This window comes from Oceanicaulis sp. (assembly GCA_040112665.1).
GTDB lineage: Bacteria > Pseudomonadota > Alphaproteobacteria > Caulobacterales > Maricaulaceae > Oceanicaulis.
In genome coordinates, this window is the sequence record CP157796.1 from 2972057 (window position 1) to 2994090 (window position 22034).

General features: G+C 68.6%; 15 protein-coding genes. 6 read left to right on the forward strand and 9 right to left on the reverse strand.

What is annotated here, in order from left to right; translation table 11 throughout:
- Nucleotides 1-11: 11 nt before the first annotated feature.
- Complete coding sequence (locus ABL308_14630; protein XBQ16174.1) at nucleotides 12-860, reverse strand: ABC transporter permease; 849 nt, start codon at nucleotides 858-860, stop codon at nucleotides 12-14.
- Nucleotides 861-1141: 281 nt separating this feature from the next.
- Here ABL308_14630 and ABL308_14635 point away from each other — a divergent pair, with 281 nt between their 5' ends.
- Nucleotides 1142-1690: a GcrA family cell cycle regulator gene (locus ABL308_14635; GenBank protein ID XBQ16175.1), complete on the forward strand. Its 549-nt coding sequence runs from the start codon at nucleotides 1142-1144 to the stop codon at nucleotides 1688-1690.
- A 75-nt stretch (nucleotides 1691-1765) separates the two neighbouring features.
- Here ABL308_14635 and phoB read toward each other — a convergent pair whose 3' ends face one another.
- The 6 genes from phoB to ABL308_14665 all read right to left on the reverse strand — a co-directional run bounded on the left by phoB (nucleotide 1766) and on the right by ABL308_14665 (nucleotide 9071).
- Nucleotides 1766-2455, reverse strand: coding sequence for a phosphate regulon transcriptional regulator PhoB (gene phoB, locus ABL308_14640; protein ID XBQ16176.1), 690 nt, complete (start codon nucleotides 2453-2455; stop codon nucleotides 1766-1768).
- A gap of 17 nt (nucleotides 2456-2472) precedes the next feature.
- On the reverse strand, nucleotides 2473-3180 hold the full coding sequence (gene phoU / locus ABL308_14645; protein ID XBQ16177.1) for a phosphate signaling complex protein PhoU: 708 nt from the start codon (nucleotides 3178-3180) through the stop codon (nucleotides 2473-2475).
- Nucleotides 3181-3226: 46 nt separating this feature from the next.
- Nucleotides 3227-4057, reverse strand: a complete 831-nt coding sequence (pstB, locus tag ABL308_14650; protein XBQ16178.1) for a phosphate ABC transporter ATP-binding protein PstB — start codon at nucleotides 4055-4057, stop codon at nucleotides 3227-3229.
- A gap of 1 nt (nucleotide 4058) precedes the next feature.
- Complete coding sequence (gene pstA / locus ABL308_14655; protein ID XBQ16179.1) at nucleotides 4059-5798, reverse strand: phosphate ABC transporter permease PstA; 1740 nt, start codon at nucleotides 5796-5798, stop codon at nucleotides 4059-4061.
- A complete protein-coding gene (pstC, locus tag ABL308_14660; protein ID XBQ16180.1) occupies nucleotides 5791-7482 on the reverse strand; it encodes a phosphate ABC transporter permease subunit PstC in 1692 nt (563 codons plus the stop codon). The genes pstA and pstC overlap by 8 nt, the downstream gene beginning before the upstream one ends.
- A gap of 143 nt (nucleotides 7483-7625) precedes the next feature.
- Nucleotides 7626-9071, reverse strand: a complete 1446-nt coding sequence (locus ABL308_14665; protein ID XBQ16181.1) for an ATP-binding protein — start codon at nucleotides 9069-9071, stop codon at nucleotides 7626-7628.
- 311 nt (nucleotides 9072-9382) lie between these two features.
- Here ABL308_14665 and ABL308_14670 point away from each other — a divergent pair, with 311 nt between their 5' ends.
- From ABL308_14670 to ABL308_14685, 4 genes are all read left to right on the forward strand, one after another.
- On the forward strand, nucleotides 9383-10768 hold the full coding sequence (locus ABL308_14670; GenBank protein XBQ16182.1) for an efflux transporter outer membrane subunit: 1386 nt from the start codon (nucleotides 9383-9385) through the stop codon (nucleotides 10766-10768).
- Nucleotides 10769-10829: 61 nt separating this feature from the next.
- Nucleotides 10830-12095 (forward strand): efflux RND transporter periplasmic adaptor subunit, encoded by a 1266-nt coding sequence (locus tag ABL308_14675; protein XBQ16183.1) that lies wholly within the window; start codon nucleotides 10830-10832, stop codon nucleotides 12093-12095.
- A gap of 23 nt (nucleotides 12096-12118) precedes the next feature.
- Entirely contained in the window at nucleotides 12119-15391 is a 3273-nt protein-coding gene (locus ABL308_14680; protein XBQ16184.1) for an efflux RND transporter permease subunit, read from the forward strand.
- Nucleotides 15392-15483: 92 nt separating this feature from the next.
- A complete protein-coding gene (locus ABL308_14685; GenBank protein XBQ16185.1) occupies nucleotides 15484-17562 on the forward strand; it encodes a M13 family metallopeptidase in 2079 nt (692 codons plus the stop codon).
- A gap of 85 nt (nucleotides 17563-17647) precedes the next feature.
- Here ABL308_14685 and ABL308_14690 read toward each other — a convergent pair whose 3' ends face one another.
- Nucleotides 17648-19252, reverse strand: coding sequence for a peptide ABC transporter substrate-binding protein (locus ABL308_14690; protein XBQ16186.1), 1605 nt, complete (start codon nucleotides 19250-19252; stop codon nucleotides 17648-17650).
- A 69-nt stretch (nucleotides 19253-19321) separates the two neighbouring features.
- The gene (locus ABL308_14695) at nucleotides 19322-20287 is read right to left on the reverse strand and encodes a hypothetical protein (protein ID XBQ16187.1); all 966 of its coding nucleotides are present in this window, start codon (nucleotides 20285-20287) and stop codon (nucleotides 19322-19324) included.
- A gap of 168 nt (nucleotides 20288-20455) precedes the next feature.
- Between ABL308_14695 and ABL308_14700 the strand changes: the two genes are divergently transcribed.
- Nucleotides 20456-22018 carry an alkaline phosphatase gene (locus tag ABL308_14700; protein XBQ16188.1) on the forward strand — a complete coding sequence of 521 codons (1563 nt, stop codon included), beginning with the start codon at nucleotides 20456-20458 and terminating at the stop codon, nucleotides 22016-22018.
- Nucleotides 22019-22034 lie beyond the last annotated feature (16 nt).

The window sequence follows — 22034 nt, forward strand, 5'->3', positions numbered from 1 at the left end:
GCCGGACCGGCTCAATCCTTCAAGCGCCAGCCTGAGCGCAGCAGCATCCAGCTGGCGATCAGAAGCGCGATATTGATCACCGCCGCGGTCACCGCCCCGATCCAGAGCACCGAGTCGTGCGCGCCGATGAAGCCGTAGCGGAACCCGTCGATCAGGAAGAAGACCGGGTTGAGATGGCTGATCGTGTAGAAGGGCTCGGGCAGGATCTCCACCGAGTAGAAGGTGCCCGACAGGAAGGCGAGCGGCATGATGACGAAGTTCGTGATCACCGCCAGATGGTCGAATTTTTCCGCCCACAGCCCGGCGATCACCCCGATCATCGAGAACATCGCCGCCGCGCTCAGCCCGAAATAGAGCACCGCCCACAGGTTCGAGATCGACATGTCGACGAACGGCGCGACAGCCAGGCCGGTGGCGAGCGCCACGATCGCGCCCCGGGTCACCGCTCCGCCGATGAAGGCCGCGGCGAGCTCGCCCGGCGAGAGCGGCGGCATCAGGAAGTCGACATGATTGCCCTGGACCTTGGCGACGATCAGCGAGCTCGACGAGTTCGCAAAGGCATTGTTGAGCACGCCCAGCATCACCAGGCCCGGCGCGAGGAAGCTTGCGAAATCGACGCCCATCATCTCCCCGCGCCGCGATCCGATCGCGAGCGAGAAGACCATCATGTACAGAAGGCTGGTCGCGACCGGGGCGAGCACGGTCTGGAAGCTCACCTTCAGGAAGCGCCGCACCTCCTTTTTGTAGAGCGTCCAGAGCCCCAGCCAGTTGACCGCGCCCAGCGCCCGCGGCTGCGGGGCCGTCGGGGCGGTGTCCGAAACGAGATCGTCGGGACGGGACGGGGCGGCTTGGTCGGCCATGAGCGACTCCGGATCATGCGTGTGGGCGGGCTTTAGCACGGGGCGCGGCGATTTCGCACCCCGGCCGGCGGCGGCTGAGCGCAGCGGGGGCGCTGCGGCGGCGAATCAACTATCCACAACTCAGCGCTCCAGACATCTTGTGTGTCTCAGCTCGCCATATACTGTATCTCGTGTCGCCCCCAAGATGTTGGGTTCCACGAAGAACCCGACGCTAGGGGTGGGGCCTGAAATCGGGCCCGGACGTGGATGTGGACAGCGTAACAGGCGAGGAGCGCACCGCCATGGCGTGGACCGAGGAACGTGTCGAAACCCTGAAAAAGCTGTGGGCTGACGGCCTCAGCGCGAGCCAGATCGCCAAGCAGCTGGGCGGGGTCACCCGCAATGCGGTGATCGGCAAGGTCCACCGGCTCGGCCTGTCGGGCCGCGCCGCGCCTTCGCGCCCGGCCCGCCGCCCTGCGCCGCGCCCCGCCGCGCCGCGCCAGCCCAAACCCGCCGCCGCGAAAGCCGTCCCGGTCAAGCCGGCCGCGCCGGTCCAGCGCGAGGCGCGCCCCGCCGCGCAGCTGACCGCCCCGAAAGACGCCCAGCGGCTGCCCAGCGGCGAATACGCCACGGTGCTGACCTTGCGCGAAGGCATGTGCAAATGGCCGATCGGCGATCCGGCGGGGGCTGAGTTCCGCTTCTGCGGCCGTCATTCCGGCGCCGGCTCGGCGTATTGCGAAGCGCACGCCGAGCTCGCCTACCAGCCGCAGAACAAGCGCAAGCGCAAGCCGGCCGACGATGCGCGCGCCGTGCTCGACAGCCTGCAATCGGCGCGGCGGGTCAATTTCTAGACCTGCCGTTTCCGGGAAGGGGGGAGAGCCCCGGACGCTGGCGGCGTCCGGGGCTCTTCATTTTCAGCCGCCGGGCTAGCCCGCCGCGTTGAGCGCGTAGCCGGCCGAGCGCACGGTGCGGATCGGATCGCCGTCGCCGGCCTTGTTCAGCGCCTTGCGCAGCCGGCCGATATGCACGTCCACGGTGCGCGCCTCGACATAGACGTCCGAGCCCCAGACCGCGTCGAGCAGCTGCTCGCGCGAGAACACCCGGCCGGGATGCTGCATGAGATAGTCGAGCAGGCGGAACTCGGTGGGGCCGAGATGCACCTCGGTCTCGAGCCGCGTCACGCGATGGGCCACGCGGTCGATGACGATGTCGCCGACGCTGACCCGGTCTTCGGCCAGGCCCGGCCGGATCCGGCGCAGCACAGCGCGGATGCGCGCGAACAGCTCTTTCATCAGGAACGGCTTGACGATGTAGTCGTCCGCCCCGGTGTCGAGCCCGCGGATGCGGTCGGCTTCCTCGCCGCGCGCGGTCAGCATGACGATCGGCAGATTGCGCGTCTCCTGGCGCGAGCGCAGGCGGCGGCAGACCTCGATGCCGGAGATCTTCGGCAGCATCCAGTCCAGCACGACGACGTCGGGCTGACGCTCCTCGACCAGCATCATCGCCTCCTCGCCGTCTGCGGCGACGGAGACGCGGAAGCCTTCCTTCTTGAGATTGTACTGGAGGAGCTCTGCGAGAGCGTCCTCATCCTCGACGACCAAGACGTGCGGCTGCATGGGCCCTGTCCCCCTCCCTACGACGTCTCCGGACGCGGACCGCGCGGACGTTCCGACGCGATCTCCCGTCCGGTCACCAGATAGTGGATGACCTCGGCGATGTTGGTGGCGTGATCGCCGATACGCTCGAAGTTCTTGGCTATGAATAGCAGGTGCGCGCCCGGCCCGATCAGAGCCGGATCCTCGGCCATCGAGGCCACGAGATCGCGGAACAGCGCGTTGTAGTGCTCGTCCACGTCGTCGTCGCGCTCCCACACGCCCACCGCCCTGGCGGTCTCGCCGGTCGAATAGGCGTCGAGCACCTGATGGAGATGGCTGAGCACCAGCTTGCCCATCCGGTCCATCGAGGCGGCGAAGGCGGTGGGTTCGCTTTCATTCAGCGTCGGCACGCGCCGGGCGACGGATTTGGCCAGATCGCCCACCCGCTCCAGATCAGCGACGATCTTCAGCGCGGCGATGCACACCCGAAGGTCCTGGGCTATCGGCTGGCGCAGGGCGAGCAGGCGGATGATCTTCTTCTCGATCTGGCGCTGCATGTCGTCGACCTGCACGTCGCGCGCGACGACCGCGGCGGCGAGATCGCCGTCGCGCGTGGCCGCCGCCTCAAGCGCGTCGGCGACCATCTGCTCGGCCATCCCGCCCATGGCGGAGACGTCCGCAGAGAGCTGTTCGAGCTCTTCGGAGAAGGCCTTTACGATGTGAGGCGCGTTAACCGTGCCGGGCATTGGAGCCGCCTTTCGGGCCCTTGTGAAAGCGGGACGTCACGGCGGGCTAGCCGAAGCGTCCGGTGATGTAGTCCTGGGTGCGCTGGTCTCGGGGATTTGTGAAAATCTCCTCGGTCGGACCGTACTCCACGAGCGAACCCAGGTGAAAGAACGCGGTCATTTGCGAAACGCGTGCAGCCTGCGCCATCGAGTGGGTGACGATGACCAGCGCATAGTTCTCGCGCAGCTCGTCGATCAGCTCCTCGATGCGCGCCGTCGCGATCGGGTCGAGCGCCGAGCACGGCTCGTCCATCAGGATGACTTCAGGGTTCACCGCGATCGCGCGGGCGATGACCAGGCGCTGCTGCTGACCACCCGAGAGCGAGGTGCCCGGATGGGTCAGCCGGTCGGCGACCTCGTCCCACAGGCCGGCCTTTCTAAGGCTCGTTTCGACGATCTGGTCGAGCTCCTCGCGGTTGGACGCCAGGCCGTGAATGCGCGGGCCGTAAGCGATGTTTTCGTAGATCGATTTCGGGAACGGGTTGGGCTTCTGGAACACCATGCCGACCCGCGCGCGCAGCACCACCGGATCGACGGAGCGGTCGTTGACCTCCTCGCCGTCGATGGTGATCGAACCGGTGACCTGGGCGTTGTCGATCGTGTCGTTCATCCGGTTGATGCACCGAAGGAAGGTCGACTTGCCGCAGCCCGACGGGCCGATGCAGGCGGTCACCGCGCGGTCGGGCACGTCGAGGCTCACCTCCCGCAGCGCGACCTTGCCGCCATAGGCCACCGACACCTTGCGGGTGGCGACCTTCGCGGACTGACCGGCCGGAACCGGATGGTAGAGCGTGCCCGCGTCGCCGGGCGCGTCGGCTTCGTAAACGTCGTCGGTCAACTCACCATCTCCGTTCGAAGCGGCGGCGCAGATAGATCGCGACCGCGTTGAACACAATCATCACGAAAAGAAGGATCAGGATCGCCGCGGCCGTGCGCGCCTCGAACGCGCGCTCCGCGCCCGACGACCACAGGAAGATCTGCACCGGCATCACGGTCGCAGGCTCGGTGAAGCCCGAAAGCCCCAGCGTCGGCGGATCGGCTATGAAGGCGACCATGCCGATCATCAGAAGCGGCGCGGTCTCGCCCAGCGCCTGGGCCAGGCCGATGATCGAACCGGTCAGGATGCCCGGCGCGGCCAGCGGCAGCACGTGCTGGAAGACGGCCTGCGTCTTCGAGGCGCCGACGCCCAGCGCCGCCTCCCGGATCGAGGGCGGAACGGCCTTCAGCGCCGCGCGCGAGGAAATGATCACGGTGGGCAAGGTCATCAGCGCCAGCACCATGCCGCCCACCACCGGCGCGGAGCGCGGCATGCCGAACGCGTTGATGAACACCGCCAGACCCAGAAGGCCGAACACGATCGAGGGCACCGCGGCGAGGTTGTTGATGTTCACCTCGACAAAGTCGGTGAAGCGGTTTCTCGGCGCGAATTCCTCAAGATAGATCGCCGCGCCCACGCCCACCGGCACCGCCAGCAGCATGGTGACGACCATCGTCAGGATCGAGCCGATGAGCGCGCCCAGCACGCCGGCCAGCTCGGGCTCGCGGCTGTCGGCGTTGACGAAAAGCTCGCGGTTGAAGCCGTTCTCGACCAGGCCCCGCTCGGCGAGCGCGCGGGTCCAGACCACCTGCCGGTCGGTGATGAGCCGCGCTGCGGAGGGTGTTTCGAGCACCCACAGCGTCCAGTCCGTCACTGCGCTGGCGTCCGAGTCAGGCGCAATCACCCACTCGCCGCGTGCGCTGGAAACGTCGGCCCCGATCTCAGAGATACGCGCCACGCCGCCATTGGCCACGATGAACAGCGAGGGGATTTGCGGGCCGAGCGCGAGCCCGCCCTCCCCGTCCGCACGTTCGGCCAGCCGGTCGGCGAGCGCGCGGGCGCGTTCGGCTTCGGCGAGGAGGATTTCGCGCGCGTCGCGGTCGATCGTTCCGGCCGCCTCGGCCTCGGCGGCTTGGGCGCGGGCGAGCGCGGCGTCGATCCGCGCCTGAGCGGCCTCGCGCACGGTTGCGGCGAAGCCGGCGAACACGTCGCTGCCGGCGCCGAAGCGGACGCCGTCTTCTGCGGATCGGATCTCGAGCGGCGCAGCGCCCGGCGTGCGGGTTTCCGCAACCGTGTCGCCCTTGAGGTAAAGGTCGGCGTCGTCGGAGATCGGCAGGGAGAAGGACACGGTCTGGCCGACCAGCGCCGGGCTCGCGACCACGTCGTTCAGGAGCCGCGCGGCGTTCACGGCGCTATAAAGCCCGAAAAGCTCGCGCCGGGCGCCGCGATCCTCGACAGAGGGAAACTGCTCCAAAAGCGCGTTCTGGATCATGGTGTTGTAGGCGCCGCGGCGAAGGCTCGCCTCGCTCATGTCCCCGCGCGGATCGGCAAGCTCGCGCTCGACCGTCACAGGCAGCGTCAGGCGGTGCGCAGTGAACGCGCCGAACGACTGGAGCACGATCGAGCCCAGAAGCAGCGCGAGAAACGCCACCGCCACGAAGATCGCGGCCAGCCCGTAGAACTGGAACCGCTTCTCGGCGCGATATCGCTTGGCGAGGCGGGCCTCGACGGCGGCGCGGATGGAGCGTTGATCGCTACTCATAGCGTTCCCGGAAGCGTTGCACCACGCGCAGGGCGATGATGTTCAGAACAAGGGTGAGGCCGAACAGGACGAGCCCCAGCGCGAAGGCCGACAGGGTCTTCGAGCTGTCGAACTCCTGGTCGCCGGTCAGCAGCATGACGATCTGCACGGTGATCGTGGTCACGCTCTCCAGCGGATTGGCGGTGAGGTTCGCGCCCTGGCCTGCGGCCATGACCACGATCATCGTTTCGCCCACCGCCCGGCTGACTGCGAGCAGAAGCGCGCCGACGATGCCGGGCAGCGCGGCGGGCAGGATGACCTGGCGCACCGTTTCGGACTTCGTCGCGCCCATGGCGTAGGCGCCGTCCCTGAGGCTCTGGGGCACGGCGTTGATCACGTCATCCGACAGCGAGGAGACGAACGGGATGATCATCACGCCCATCACCAGGCCCGCCGACAGCGCAGACTGGGTGACGGCGTCCTCGTAGCCCAGAAACAGCGCGACATCGCGCAGGAAGGGACCGACGGTCAGAAGCGCGAAGAAGCCGTAGACCACGGTGGGCACGCCCGCGAGAATCTCCAGCGCCGGCTTGGCCCAGGCGCGAAATTTCGGCCCGGCGTATTCAGACAGGTAAATCGCCGCGAACAGGCCCACCGGGGCTGCGACCGCCATGGCGATGAAGGTGATGAGCGCGGTGCCTGCGAAGAGCGGCACTGCACCGAAGGCGCCGGACTGGCCGACCTGATCGGCGCGGATGGCGATCTGCGGGCTCCACTGGGTGCCGAACAGAAACTCGTGAATGCGCCAGTCGATCGAGGCGAAGAAGCGGATCGATTCAAACAGGAGCGAGAAGATGATCCCGAGCGTGGTCAGGATCGCGATGACCGAGGCCAGCGCGAGCACGGCCGAGACCGCGCCTTCGACCCGGTTGCGCGCCCGGAAACCCGACCGGATCGACGCGCGCGCCCAGGCCAGGCCCGCGACCGCGATCGAGGCGGCGAGCGCGGCGATGGAGAAGCGGAAAGTGTCTTCCCAGGGCCTGAGCGCGAGCGCCATCGCGCGCACCTCGTCGCTCCGCCGGCTGGCGAGACCTTCGCCGAAGGCCAGCGCGCGGGCGTCGGCGATGAAAAGTTCGCGTCGCTCGGGCGGGGCGCGCCACAGCTCGAACCCGGCCCGCGCGCGCCAGCCCGCCTCGCTGCGCGGCGCGCGCGCTGCGACAGACGCAGCGATCGCCTCGCGCCGCTCGACCAGATCGGCGGTGGCCGCGTTGCGCGCTTCGGACAGCTCGGCGAGTTCGGCGACATAGCGGTCCGCGTCTCCGCCTTCGGTGCGCGCGCGGCGCAGCTCGTTGCGGGCGCTTTCGAGCTCGGCCTCGATCTGGGCGAGCTGGTCCTCGAACCCGGCGTAGGCGGGGTCCTCGGCGAGAGTCTCTTCATAGGCGCGGATGATCGGCGCGGCCTCGCCCTCGAGCTGGCTCGCCACGATCCCGTTCAGGAGGCCCGAGCCGAACACGCCGTACACCGCCAGCAGGAACAGCGCCGGCGCGCCGGTCCACAGCGCGATGTAATATCCGTGATAGTTCGGCAGGGAATGCAGCGCAGCCGGCGCACCGCCGGCCACGGCCACGGCGCGGCGACGGCCGACCAGAAAGCCGACCGCCGTCAGGACCAGAAGCGTCAGCGCCACAAGGACGGAGACCTGCATGAAACGACCTTCCCTGCGCCGAAGGCCCCGGCGCGGAACGTGCGACGAGGTTCGGCCTTGCGATTGGCGGGCGAAAATGGGGGTCGTCGATCAATCGAATATGACGGTCGGACGACAGTTATGTGACACAGGCGGGGATGCGCCTATTCAGCCGCGCTCTCAGGCCTCGCCGCCGCCTCGCTGGACGGGCCGGGCGTCCGCGCAGCCTGCGCCGGGATCGGGAAGAAGACGGAGAAGACCGAGCCCTTTCCGGGCGCGCTTTCGACGGTGAAGCCGCCACGGTGACGGCTGACGATATGCTTGACGATCGCGAGCCCCAGGCCCGTGCCGGAGGCGGGCCCGCTCTTCTGTCCGTCGACCCGGAAGAAGCGCTCCGACAGGCGCGGCAGGTAGCGCCGTTCGATCCCCGCGCCCCGGTCGCGCACCCGGACGACGCCGTAGCGCGCGTCGGGATCGACCGCGGGCGCAGCCAGCGTCAGCCGGCCGGAGTCCGGATCCAGCCGCTCGTTCATATGCTCGGCGCCGTCGCGGGTACGGCCGAAATAGACGCACAGGCAGATCTTCGCGCCGTCGGCGGAGTACTTCAGCGCGTTCTCGACGAGGTTTTCGACGACCTCATAGAGCTGATCGCGGTCGCCTGTGACGATCGCTTCGCCGTCATGAGGCTGCAGCGAGATCGTCATGTCCCGGCGCGCGGCGACCGGCTGCAGCGCTTCGGCCACCTCTCCGGCCAGGCGGTTGAGGTCCACTCGGCCGGTCGGCGCCACATGCTCGTTCATCTCCACCCGTGACAGGGAGAGCAGATCGTCGATCAGCCGGCGCATGCGCTCGGTCTGCACCTTCATGATGGTGAGAAAGCGCTCGCGGGCCTCCTCGTCCTCGCGCGCCGGGCCGCTGAGCGTCTCGATGAAGCCCGACAGCGAGGCGAGCGGGGTTCTGAGTTCATGACTGGCGTTGGCCAGAAAGTCCGCCCGCATGCGCTCGGCGCGCTTGGAAGAGGTGTCGTCGGCGAGCACCAGCATGGCGCGGAACGGCATGGGGCCCGGCACGGGCAGGCGGATCGGCTCGACGAAGGCGCGGACATGGCTCTCGAGCGGGGCGAGCGTGGAATACTCCACCGTCGCGCCGCGATCGCCGCGCAGCGCCGCGCTCACCGCTTCGAGCACGCGCGGCTGGCGCAGCACGGTGGAAAGAAGCCCCCGTTCCGCGCCGAGCCCCAGAAAGGCGCGGGCGGCGGGATTCGCCCGCTCGATTCGTCCGCCCGGCCCGATCAGCATGACCGGGATCGGCAGCCGTTCGAGCATTCCCAGCGAGGCTTCGGCGTCCAGATCGCGGGGCGCGGCGGCCGCGCTGGCCTTCTGGACCGGCTCGGCCGCGCTGAGCGCGGTCAGGAAATACACGAATGCGAGGGCGGCCAGGGCGAGCGCTGCGGCGAGGAACCCGCCGGGCGTCACCTCTCCGGCCATCGCCAGCACGGCGAGCACGACGATCCCGAGCACGGCGGTGAACGCGATGTCACGCCGTCGGGGGCGGTCCGGGCCTCTGGGTCGGGATGCGCGCTCAGGGTCGGCCATGACCGTTCGTACCATGAAATTGTGACGCCATGCACCAGACCGCCTGTGACGCCGTTGCATCTCCGCCCGACGGATTTCCCTTTGCGGGGCAGGGGAATTGACCGCTGCTTGCCTTGCATCCACATACCCGGTCAATCGCATCTTCATGACAGGGTCGATCCGCGGCGAAGGTTACCGACAGCCGACCCCGGCATGAACTTTTCGTAATTCGAGAAAAATTTCTCGTTTTTCGATAAGCTTTGATTGACTTTCGTGAAGCGCTCGATAGGGTGCGGACAAATCACAGGACCGCCCAAGGTCCGACAGACCATCAGGAGTTCCTCCCCGTGCTTCGCGCCCTGCCGCCCGCCCTGATCGCCGTCAGCCTCGGCGCCTGCGCCGTGACGCCGGATCTCGATCCGCGTTCTCCGATCCCGCTTCAGGACGAATACGCCGCCCTGCCCGCCTTCGACACCGAGCCGGTCGACGACTGGATCGCGGCGTTCGGCGATCCCGAACTCGTCGCGCTGGTCGATCTGGCGATGGAGGAGAACCCCTCGATCGAAGCCGCGCGCGCCGGCCTTGAAGCCGCGCGCGCCCAGGCCCGGGTCACGGGCGCGGGCCGCCTGCCCAGCGTCGACGCCAGCCTCGGGACGACCTGGCGCGATCCGGCGATGGGGTCCAACACCAGCTATTCCATCGGCCTCGACGCCAGCTGGCAGGCCGATGTCTGGGGCCGGCTGCGCGATCAGACGCGCGCCTCGATCCTGAGCGCCGAAGCCGCCCGCGCCGACTGGCGCGGTGCGCGCCTGTCGATCGCAGCGGCCACCGCACGAGCCTGGTACGCGCTGAACGAAGCCGCGCTGCAGACCGAGCTGGCCGCCCGCGACGTGGACACCCGCACGCGCCAGCTGCAGATCGTCGAACGCCGGTTCGAGCGCGGCGTCGCCCGCTCCTCCGACGTGCGCACGGCCCGCTCCGCTCTGGCCTCCAGCCAGGCCGGTCTCGCCGCACGCGTGCGCACCCAGGCCGCAGCGGCCCGCCGGCTGGAAACGCTGACGGCGCAGTATCCCGACGCCACGACGCTCGCCGCCGGCGCCCTGCCCGAGCTCGGCCCTCTGCCCTATCCGGGCGAGCCGCAAGGCCTGTTCGAACGCCGCCCCGACATCATCGCGGCCAGCGCCCGCCTCGCCGCGGCCGGCTTCTCCGCCGACGCCGCACAGAAGGCGCTCTATCCGGGTCTGTCGCTGCGCGCCTCGCTCAGCAACGCGGCGGACGATCTGGGCGACGTGTTCAGCTTCGATGATCTGGTCAGCCAGGTCTCCGCGTCGATCCTCGCGCCGATCTTCCAGGGCGGCCGCCTGCGCGCCCAGCGCGACCAGGCCGAAGCCCAGGCCCGCCAGCTCGCCGCGCGCTATGTCGAGACCGCGCTGACCGCCCTTCGCGAAGCCGAAGACGCGATCGACGCCGATCTGCGTCTGGCCGAACGGGTCGCCGCGCTCGAGGTCGCCGCCGCTGAAGCCCAGGCCGCGCTGGAGCTGGTCGAGCGGCAGTACGCCTCGGGTCTGGCGACGATTTTCGAGCTGATCGACGCGCAGACGCGCCTGATCAACGCCAATTCGCAACTGATTTCCGCCCGCGCCCAGCGCGTGGACAACCGCATCGGCCTGCATCTGGCCATTGCGGGCGATTACGCGGCCGGCGGCGGCTACGCCCCGGCGGCGGACGAGTAACAAAAAGACAAAAACGCCGGCCCTGCGCCGGCAGAAAAAGAACGAGACAACGAGGTTGGTCATGAAATTCGTCGGTCGCTTCATCCTGCTCGGCATCCCAGCGGTGCTGATCATTCTGGTCTTCATCGGCGTCTTCGCCACGCTGTTCGCCACCCAGCGCCAGCCCGAACGCGCCGACGACACGGTCAGGCCCGCCTCGGTCTTCGTCTCCGAAGCCGAACCGCGCGCCGTGGCGCTGACGGTCCGGACCCAGGGCGAGGTCAAGCCGCTCATCGAGATCGACCTCACCGCCCAGGTCGCCGGGCGCATCGATTACGTGAACCCGAACTTCGTCCAGGGCGGGTTTTTCGAGGCCGGCGAGACGCTGATCCGTCTTGAGGACGCCGACTACCGCCTGGCGGTCACCCGCGCCGAAGCGCTGGTCACTCAGCGCCGTCAGCAGCTGGTCCGCGAGCAGGCCGAGAGCGATCTGGCTCGTGAGGAATGGGAAGCGCTCGGCGACGGCGAAGCCAGCGCCCTGACCCTGCGCCAGCCGCAGCTGGCCGACGCGCAGGCCCAGCTGGCCGCAGCCGAGGCGAGCCTGGCCGAGGCCCGGCTCAATCTCGCCCGGACCCGCATCTCCGCGCCGTTCGACGGGCGCATCCGCACCAAGCTCGCCGATATGGGCCAGTATGTCGGCCCGGGCACGCGGCTGGGCCGGGTGTTCGCCACCGAAACCGCCGAGATCGCCCTGCCGCTCAGCGACGGCGAGCTGGCGCTTCTGAACATGCCGCTGGCCTTCCAGGCCTCAGAAGCCGAACCAGGCCCTGAAGTGCGGCTGTCCTCGATGATCGCCGGGCGCGACCGCGTCTGGGAAGGCCGGATCGTGCGCACCGACTCGGTGATCGATCCGCAGACCCGCACGCTGAGCGCCATCGTCCAGGTCGACGATCCCTATGGGGAGGCGGCCGAAGCGGCCGGCGCGCCGCTGGCCATGGGCCTGTTCGTGGACGCCGAGATCACCGGCCGCCAGATCGAGCGGGCCTACGTGCTGCCGCGTTCGGCGCTGCGCGGTGCGGACAAGATGTACGTGGCCGAGGAAGGCGGCGTGCTGTCGGTGCGCCAGGTCGAGGTGATCGATTCCTCGCCCGAGCGCGTCGTGGTCGCCTCCGGCGTCAGCGCCGGCGAGCGCGTCATCACCTCCCCGGTGCGCGGCGCGATCGACGGCATGGCGGTCCGCGCGCTCGACGCGGACGGCAAGCCGCTCGACCCCGAGCCCGAAGCCGGCCCTGAAGAAGAAACAGAAGCGACGGTCGCGGGCGCGCAAACCGCCGCGGCCGGCCGCTAGGCGACAGGACAGGGAGCACCACCATGGTCGAACGTCCCGAAGAAAAGCAGCACCGCGGCCTTCTGGCCTGGTGGGCGCGCAACTCGGTCGCCGCGAACCTTCTGATGGTCATCGCCTTCGTGGGCGGGATCGTCGGCTACAGCCAGCTGCAGCGCGAAACCTTCCCCTCAGGCTCTTTCCCGGGAGCCTCGGTGTCGGTGGCGTGGCCCGGCGCCTCGCCGCAGGAGGTCGAAGAGCAGATCATCCTCCGGATCGAGGAATCGCTGGGCGACCTGCAGGGCGTCGAAAACCTCACCTCGACGGCCGCGGAGGGCCGCGGCTGGGTAAATATCGAGGGCCGTCGCGATCAGGAGATCGGCGCGTTCATCGACGAGATCAAACTGCGCGTGGATTCCATCAACAACCTGCCGCGCGACGCTTTCCGTCCGGTGGTCAGCCGCTGGCAGAGCGAGCAGCAGACCTACATGATGGCGGTCCACGGCGAGATCGATCGCCGCGAACTCCAGCGCATCGCCGAGGAAATCCGCGACGACATCGCCGCGACCGTGCCCGAGGCGTCGCTGGTCAACACGATGTCGCGCCTCAATGAAGAGGTCGCGATCGAGGTCAGCGAAGAGGCGCTGCGTCGTTACGGGTTGACCTTCAACGAGGTCGCCCAGGCGATCCGGGCGAGCTCGCTGAACACCTCGGCGGGCAGCGTACGCACCGCCCAGGGCACCGTGGCGATCACCTCGCGCCAGCTCGCCGATACGGCCGAGGACTTCGAGCAGATCATCATCCGTCAGACTCCCGGCGGCGGCGTGATCCGCGTCGGCGACATTGCGACCGTGACCGACGGCCTGATGGACATCGATTTCGAAGGTACGTTCAACGGCGAGACCATGGTGCTGATCGACATCCGCACCACCGGCGACGTCGACGTGGTCACCCTCGCCGAGCAGATGGAACGCTTCGTCGAGGAAAAGCGCGCAGAGCTGCCGCCCAGCGTGACGATCTCGCCCTGGTTCGACATGAGCGAGCTTTACGAGTCGCGCATGAACACCATCGCGAACTCGGCCTGGCTGGGCCTGCTGCTGGTGCTGATCACGCTGGTGCTGTTCCTGCGGCCCATCGTGGCGTTCTGGGTGACCATCGGCATCGCGACCGCGTTCGCAGGCGGCATGATGCTGCTGCCGATGTTCGGCGTGACGCTGAACATGCTCTCGCTGTTCGCCTTCCTGATCGTCATCGGGGTGGTCGTGGACGACGCGATCATCGTGGGCGAGAACATCCATAACCGCGTCGAGCGCGGCGAGCGCGGCATGACCGCTGCGGTCGTGGGCGTGCAGATGGTCGCCAAGCCGGTCGTCTTCGCGGTCATCACCACCATGATGGCGTTCGCGCCCTGGATGCTGCTGACCGGTCCGGAGGTTCAGTTCACCAGCCAGATCTCCATCGTGGTGATCTGCGCGCTGACCTTCTCGCTGATCGAGGCGCTGTTCATCCTGCCCGCGCACCTGGCGCATCTGGGTCCGCAGAAAACCACGGGCTTCTTCGGTCCGCTGATCAAGCTGCAGGCCGGCATCGCCGACGCGCTCGTCACCTTCGCGCGGCGTGTCTACGCCCCGGCGCTGGCTGTGGCCATCAAGTTCCGCTACGCCACGGTGGCGCTGTTCGTGATGCTGTTCGCGCTCTCGATCGTGCTGATGCAGACCGGCCGCGTGCCGTTCTCCTTCATGCCCGAAGTCGAGAACGAGCTGGTGCAGGTCAACATCGCCCTGCCCGAAGGCACGCCGTTCTCACGCCTCGACCAGGTGCGCGTCCAGCTGGAGGACGCCCAGGTCGAGACCGACCGGATCTACGCCGAGCGCTATGACGGCTTCGACATGCTCCGCGGCGCGGCGACGATCACGTCGGGCAACTCGGTGCGCGCCTGGGTGCAGGTCGCCCCGCCAGAGGACCGGCCTGAACCCATCCCGATGGCCGACATCACTCAGGTGCTTCGCGACGCCGTCGGCCCGGTGCCCGACGCCGAGGAGATCACGTTCAACTTCTCGATCAACGAGAACCAGACCGGCATGCGCTTCGCGCTGAACCATCCTGATCTGGACGTGCTCCGCGCGGCTTCGGAAGACCTGAAGACCCAGCTGCGCTCCTATGCGGCGACCTATGACGTGGTCGACAATCTTCAGGCCAGCGCCCAGGAGATGCGCTTCACCCTGCGTCCTGACGCTCAGGCGCTGGGGCTGACCCTGGCCGACGTGACCGCCCAGGTGCGCCAGGCCTTCTACGGCATCGAGGTGCAGCGCCTGCCCCGCGGCGGCGAGGACGTCCGCGTGATGGTCCGCTATCCCCGGGAGCTGCGCGACAGCCTGGATGCGGTGCGCAATCTCAGGATCCGCACGAACGACGGCCGCGAAATCCCGCTCTCGGCGGTGGCCGACGTGGAGTTCGCACCGGGCATCAACCGGATCAACCGCCGCGAACGCCAGCGCACTGTGACGGTCTCCACCGAGCTGTCCGACATGGAAGCGGCCGGCGAGATCCGCCGCGATCTCCGGGAGAACTTCTTCCCCGAGCTCGAGGCGCGCTATCCGGGCCTGAGCGAGGGCGAGATCGGCGAAGCGGAGAACCAGGCCGAGTTCATGGCCGAGCTGCAGACCCTGCAGATCCTGATGCTGGGTTCGATGTACGTGCTGCTGGCGATCGCCTTCCGCTCGTACTGGCAGCCGCTGCTGATCATGACCGCGATCCCGTTTGCCTTCGCCGGCGCGGTGTTCGGACACCTGATCTTCGGCGTACCCCTGGCGATGTTCTCCTTCTTCGGGGTGGGCGCGGCCGCCGGGGTTGTCGTGAACGACAACCTGGTCCTCGTGGACTTCGTGAACCGGCTCCGCGAACGCGGCGTCGGCGCCTTCCAGTCGTTGATCGACGCGGGCGTGCAGCGCTTCCGTCCGATCCTCCTGACCACGGTGACCACGTTCCTCGGGATCATGCCGATGCTGTTCGAACGCTCCACCCAGGCGCAGTTCCTCAAGCCGATGGTGGTGGCGCTGGGCTTCGCGGTGGTGTTCGCCCTGTTCCTGACGCTGTTCCTGGTCCCCTCGCTCTATGCGGTGGGCGTGGACATCAAGCGGATCGTCAAGGCGATGTGGACCGGCGAAGCGCAGCCGATGATCGGCTCGACCTATTCCGGCCATGAAAGCACCGGCGACGACGCGGTCGATGTCGGCCATGACGGAGAGACGGTCGAAAGCCGCCGCCGCGACCGCGAAACAAGGGGGCCGGACGGCGGCACGCCCGCGCCAGCCGAATGACTGGGCGCCCGGCTTACCGCATTGTAAGTTGAACTCGCGCGGCGGGCCGGTCACGGTCCGCCGCAAATTTTTCATACGATCGGGGAAACTCCATGAAACGCCTCCTTCTTCTCGCCGCGTCTGCGGCGGCCATCGCCGCGTGTACGCCGGCGGACACCACGAACGATCCGGCCGAAACCGTCTCGCCGGCCGAGAGCGCCTCGGAAGTCGCCGCGCCGCGCTTCGGCTCGTTCGGCTTCGAAGTCGCCGGCATGGACCGTGCGGTGCACCCAGGCAACGATTTCGACCGCTTCGCCAACGGCGCCTGGCTGGACGCCACCGAGATCCCGTCCGACCGCTCGCGCTACGGCATGTTCGACATGCTGAGCCTTGAGAACGAGGAGCGCATCGCCGCGATCATCGAGGACGCCTCCGCCGGCCGCGCCGGCGAAGGCCGCACCGCGGAGATGATCGGCACGCTCTACGCCAGCTGGATGGACGCCGACGCGATCGAGGCCGCCGGCCTCGAACCCGCCGCGCCCTTCCTGGCTGAAATCGCCGCGATCGAAACCCATGACGACGCCGCGGCGCTGTTCGCCACGGTGCATCATCACAGCCCGTACGGCTTCTTCGTCTGGGCCGACCCCTCGAACCCCGAGCAGAACGCCCTGCGCATGAGCCAGGGCGGCCTGGGGATGGGCGAGCGCAGCTATTATCTCGACGAGGGCGAGCGCTTCGCCGAGTACCGCGCGGCCTATCTCGAATACATCCGGACGATCTTCGACCTCGCGGGTCTCGATTTCGGCGACAGCGCGGCTGAGGACATCCTCGCGCTGGAAACCCGGATCGCCGAAGCCCACTGGACCCGCGAGCGCTCGCGCCAGATCACCGAGACCTACAACGTGATGAGCGTGGCTGAACTCGACGCGCTCGCCCCGGCCCTGAAGCTGGCCGACGGCATGGCCGCTCTGGGGCTCGACGTCGAACAGCTCATCGTCGCCCAGCCCAGCGCGATCGAAGGCACGGCGGAAGCCTTCGCCGGGACCGACATCGAGACGATCAAGGCCTGGATGGCGCTGCACTTCATTTCGAACCGTGCGAGCTGGCTGCCCGCCGCCTTCGACGAGGCGAGCTTCGACTTCTTCAGCCGCACCCTGCGCGGCCAGGCCGAGCAGCGTTCGCGCGACCGCCGCGGCGTACAGCTCGTCAACGGCGCGCTCGGGGACGCGATCGGCCAGATCTATCTCGACCGGCACTTCCCGCCGAGCTCGAAAGATCAGATGGACGAGCTGGTGCAGACCACCCTCACCTCGTTCCGCGGCCGGCTCGAACAGCTGGACTGGATGGACCAGGAGACCCGCGAGCAGGCGCTCCTGAAACTCTCCACCTTCGAGCCGCGCATCGGGGTGCCGGAAGTCTTCGAGACCTATGAGGGTCTCGACCTCTCTGCGGACAGCTATTTCGCCAAGCGTCTGGCGATGTCCGAATGGCAGTGGGCCGAGCAGCTCGAAGATCTCGGCGAGCCGGTCGATCCGCGCGAGTGGGGCCTGCCCACCCAGATCGTGAACGCGTTCTACAGCCCGCTGCAGAACCAGATCACCTTCCCCGCCGGCATCCTGCAGGCGCCCTTCTTCGACCCGGCCGCCGACCCGGCGATCAATTTCGGCGCCATCGGCGGCGTGATCGGTCACGAGATCGGCCACGGCTTCGACGATCAGGGCCGCCGCTACGACGAAAGCGGCCGGCTGCGCGACTGGTGGAGCGAGGAGACCAACGCCCGCTTCGAGGAACGCGCCGCGACCCTGGGCGCCCAGTACGACGAGTTCTGCCCGTTCGACGATCTGTGCGTGAACGGCCGCCTGGCCATGGGCGAGAATATCGGCGATCTGGGCGGGCTTCAGATGGCCTACACCGCCTGGCGCGAGTACGTGGACACCCACTATGGCGGCGAAGCCCCGGTCATCGACGGCTTCACCGGCGACCAGCGCTTCTTCCTGGCCTGGGCCCAGGTCTGGCGTGCCAAATACACCGAGGACGCGCTGCGCTCGCAGCTGGTGAACGGCCCGCACTCCCCGCCCCGGTACCGGATCAACGGCGTGGTGCGCAATCTGGACGCCTGGTACGACGCGTTCGGCATCACTGAAGAGCACGAGCTCTACCTGCCGCCCGAACAGCGCGTGCGCATCTGGTAGGCTTCGCTCACCGGCTGAAATGAAGAGCCCGGCGCGGGAGACCGCGCCGGGCTTTTTCTTGTTCACCGAGCTCGGCTCAGAGCGGTCAGCCCTCGCTCAGGCAAAGCAGATAGGTCGGCGTGTACTCGATCGCCCCGCCGATCCAGCCCTCGATGCGGGGATGGACGATCCAGGCGCGCTGGGGGCTGAAGAACGGGGTGACGGCGAAATCGTCAAGGGCGATCTGTTCGGCCTGGCGGAGCAACTCCGCGCGGGCTGCGGGGTCCTGTTCGGCGCGCGCGGCCAGCAACAGCCGCTCGGTTTCGGGATCGCTCCAGCGTGTGAAGTTCCCCGTCGCGCCGTCCCGGATCGGATCGAGCATGTAGGAGGTGTCGCGGATAACCGCGACCCAGCCGCCCAGCGCGACTTCGAACTCGCCCGCCGCGAGATTCTGGTAATGCACCGCCGCTTCGCTGCCGAAGATCTCTACCTGCACCCAGTCGGCCAGCGAGTTCCACTCGTTCTGAAGCGCCGGCGCGGTGAGGGTTCCGTTGCCGCCCGAGGGATAGGCGAACTCGAACCGAAGCGGATTGTCCGGTCCGAAGCCCGCCTCCTCGAGCAGCGCAACAGCGCGGGCGCGGCGCTCTTCCAGAGGCTCGTCAGCCCAGCGCACCCGGGCAGGCGGATAGGGCGCGGTCAGCTCGGGCGGCGCCAGGCTGTTTGCGACGGTGAGGCCGGAGGCGACCACCTCCTCGAAAACGAACGAGCGGTCCACAGAAATCCCGAGCGCTTCGCGCACGCGAGCGTCGTTGAAGGGCGCGGCCTGGGTGTTGGGCTGCAGGAAGAACACCGCCGGCGGGCTCACGCGTCTGAGATGGCCGGGCAGTTCTTCCTCGACGCGCGCTATCGTGGCCGCCGGCACCGCGGCGGCGATGTCGAGCTCTCCGGCGCGGGCCATGCGCGCGGCAGTCTCGGGCGCGGTGATCGGGAAGTTGAACACTTCGTCGAAACAGGTGCTGGCGTCGTCGAAGAAGAGCGGATTGCGCTCCAGCACGGTCTGGCGGTCCAGGATGCGTTCGACCAGCGTGTAAGCGCCGTTGACGACGATGTTGTCCGGATCGGTCCAGGCGTCGCCATGCGCCTCGATGACGTGGCGGGGCACCACCGCGCCGCGGCTGTCGGCGAGAAGATCGGGCAGGAAGGGCATCGGGTGGATCAGCTCGATCACCACTGTGCTCGCATCCGGCGCGCTCACGCCCAGCTGATCGGGCGCCAGATCGCCGCGCAGGATCGCCTCAGCGTTCACCACCGGGGCGAACACGTCGACATAGGCCGCCGCCGTGGCCGGATCGACCGCGCGGCGCAGGCTGTAGACGACGTCCTCGGACGTGATCGCCTGACCGTCCGACCAGACCGCCTCGCGCATCTGGAATGTCCAGGTCAGCCCGTCCTCGGAGACCTCCCAGCTTTCAGCCAGACCCGGCGCGGGCTCTCCATCGGGCCCCAGCCGCAACAGGCCCACGAACAGGTCGCCGGTGATCGGCTGCGTCCATGACCCGTTCGCCTGGTGGGGATCGACGGTGTTCAGCTCCGGCCCGTCGTTTCGATAGAGCACGCCGCTTTCAAGGCGCTCGAGCTGGCCGCCGGTCGAGCTCTCCCCGCAGGCGGTGAGCGCCGATGCGGCGAGCAGAAGACAGATATGGCGTTTCATGAAGAGCCCCTGTTTACAGGCGGATCAGCCTAGGGAGCCGGCGCGAGCCGTCAACGAAATCCGGGCGCCCTACGGCCCGCCGCCGCCGTCGGCCGTGCTTCTGGCGGTGTACACGCCTGAGAACACGGCCGCATGGCGCGCGAAATCGTCCGCGCCCTCCGCCGCCTGACGGTAAACCAGATGGGCCAGCAGAAGCCGGTCCTGCTTGTCGGACTGCGCCCTGCGCCCGAGCTTTTCTGCGATCCCGGCGATCATGGCGAGCCCGTCAGGGTCGAGCCCGAGCGCAGCCCACTCGGCGAGCCGGTCGGCCTTGAGCGCGTTCAGGGCGCGATGGTCCTTTCGCGCTGCGTCGAGCGCCTGGTAGCGGCCGAGCACGCCCTCTGGATCGAGATCGAGCGCGGCGCAGATCTGACCGCCGGCCTTGCGCGCCTTGCCGGGCGCGCCGCCTTTCTCAAACGCCGCTTCGGCGCGGGCGGCAGCATCGCCGTACGCTTCAAGCCCTCCGGGCGCGCTCGCGCGCCGGGTGAGGTAAAGCGCGGCGGCGTCTTCGATCGCGCGGCCTGACGCCCTCATCTCAGCGAAGACCGCCTTGCCCGTCGCCTCGGCGCGGGCGGGATCGACGCCGCACAGCGTCATCGCCAGCGCGATGTCGTCCGTCGAGGGCCCGGCCAGCGTGATCTCGCGGTAGTGCTCGATATCCAGCCCGCATCCCAGCGAAATCGCGCCGCCGGTCCACACCGCGCGAGAGGGAACGAAGGCCAGCAGGTCGATCAGCCATTTGCGCCGCCCCAGCCATCCGCGGCGGGCCAGCGACGCCTTCTGCAGAGCGACGATCTCGTCCTGCCGCTCGAGCACCTTGCGGGCGACGAGGTGAGGCGCGCCATCAAGCCGCATGGCGGCCGCCGCGACGAACCAGTCATAGGGCTTGCCCGGCTTGCGGCCCGGCAGCAAACCCGGCCCGCGCGTCGTCGGCTCAGCCTCGGCCAGCGCCTCGCGCACCGCTTCGAGCCGGCTCAGCGCATTGTCGATATTCAAGTTTCTCTCCCCTGGGTCATGCCCCTATGCAGGACCCAAGGGGTAGCAGCCCTGTCCGCGCATGGCCAATCAGGGGCGGCCCCTGTCCGGCCCTCATGCCGCAGCGCCGGATGATTGAACCGTCACGCCGGCGCGCTAGAACCGGGGCTGAGCAGCTGGAGCCTCGCCATGACCTTTCGCGCCCTTCTCGCCGCCGCTTCGGGCCTGTCTCTCGCGGCCTGCGCCAACATGGCCTCGCTGGGCGGCGCTCCGTCCGGCGCCCCTGAAGCGCGCAACGCCGCGCCTGCGCCGGCGGCGGTCTACACCCCGGCTGATCATGACGGGCCCGGCGCGGACTGGCGCGCGGTCGCGGATGCGGAACTGGCCGACCGGCTGAACCGGCCGCAGCGCGAGGGCCGGGCGAAGAACGTCATCCTGTTCGTGGCCGACGGGCTGAGCGTTGGAACGATCACCGCGGCGCGCATTCTGGACGGCCAGCTGCGCGGGGAGACAGGCGAAGAGAACTACCTGCCCTTCGAGCGATGGGGCCATACCGCGCTCATCAAGACCTATAACGAGAACGCCCAGGTGCCTGACAGCGCGGGCACTGCGAGCGCGCTGCACACCGGGGTCAAGACCCATGTCGGCGCGATCAGCGTCTACGCCCGCGACGGCGTGGAGGCCTGCCGCCCTGGCCATCCCGTGCCCGCCACAATCCTTGAACGCGCAGAGGACCGGGGCATGGCAACCGGCCTGGTCGCCACCGCGCGGCTGACCCACGCCACGCCCGCGACCGCCTATGCCCATCTGACCAGCCGGAACTGGGAAGTCGACGCGGTCTTGCCGCCTGAAGCGGTCGCCGCAGGCTGCCGCGACCTCGCCCGCCAGCTCATCGAGTTCGACCGCGGCGACGGCATCGAGCTGGCGCTCGGCGGCGGACGGGCGGCCTTCCTGACCAGCGATCAGGGCGGCCAGCGCACCGACGGCCGCGACCTGACCGCCGAATTCGCCGCGCGCGGCGATTACGTGGCCGATCTTTCAGGCTTCCGCGCGCTCGATCCGGCGAGCGAGCGCCCCGTGCTGGGCCTGTTCGCACCCTCCCACCTCGCCTATGCCCATGACCGCGATCCGGAGGCGGAACCCTCGCTCGAGGAGATGACCGCTTTCGCCATCGACAAGCTCAGCCGCGACGAAGACGGGTTCTATCTGCTGGTCGAGGCTGGCCGGGTCGATCACGCCCATCACGGCACGAACGCGCATCGCGCGCTGACCGACGCGCTAGCTTTCGCGCAAGCCGTCGAGCGCGCCGCGGCGATGACCGATCCTGACGAGACGCTGATCATCGTCACCGCCGACCACGGCCATGTGTTCACGATCGCGGGCTATCCCAGGCGCGGCAATCCGATCCTGGGGCTGGTGCATCCCCCCGCCCCCGATCTCAGCGACAGCCCGACCCCGCCCTCGCCGGCCCAGGACGGCCGGCCCTACACCACGCTGGGCTATTACACCGGTCCGGTGCGCCGGCCCGTGGACGGTGACTCGCTCACCCAGGATCAGGTGCTCGATCCGGACTATCGCCAGCAGGCCGCCGTGCCGATGGGCAGCGAGACCCATTCGGGCGAGGACGTCGCCGCGTTCGCGCGCGGCCCCTGGGCGCATCTGGTCGACGGGGTGATGGAGCAGCACACGCTGAACCGGATCATGACCTGGGCGCTGGGTTGGGAAAGCGTTGACGAATTTCCTGAAGAATAAGGCCGCTTGACCGCTG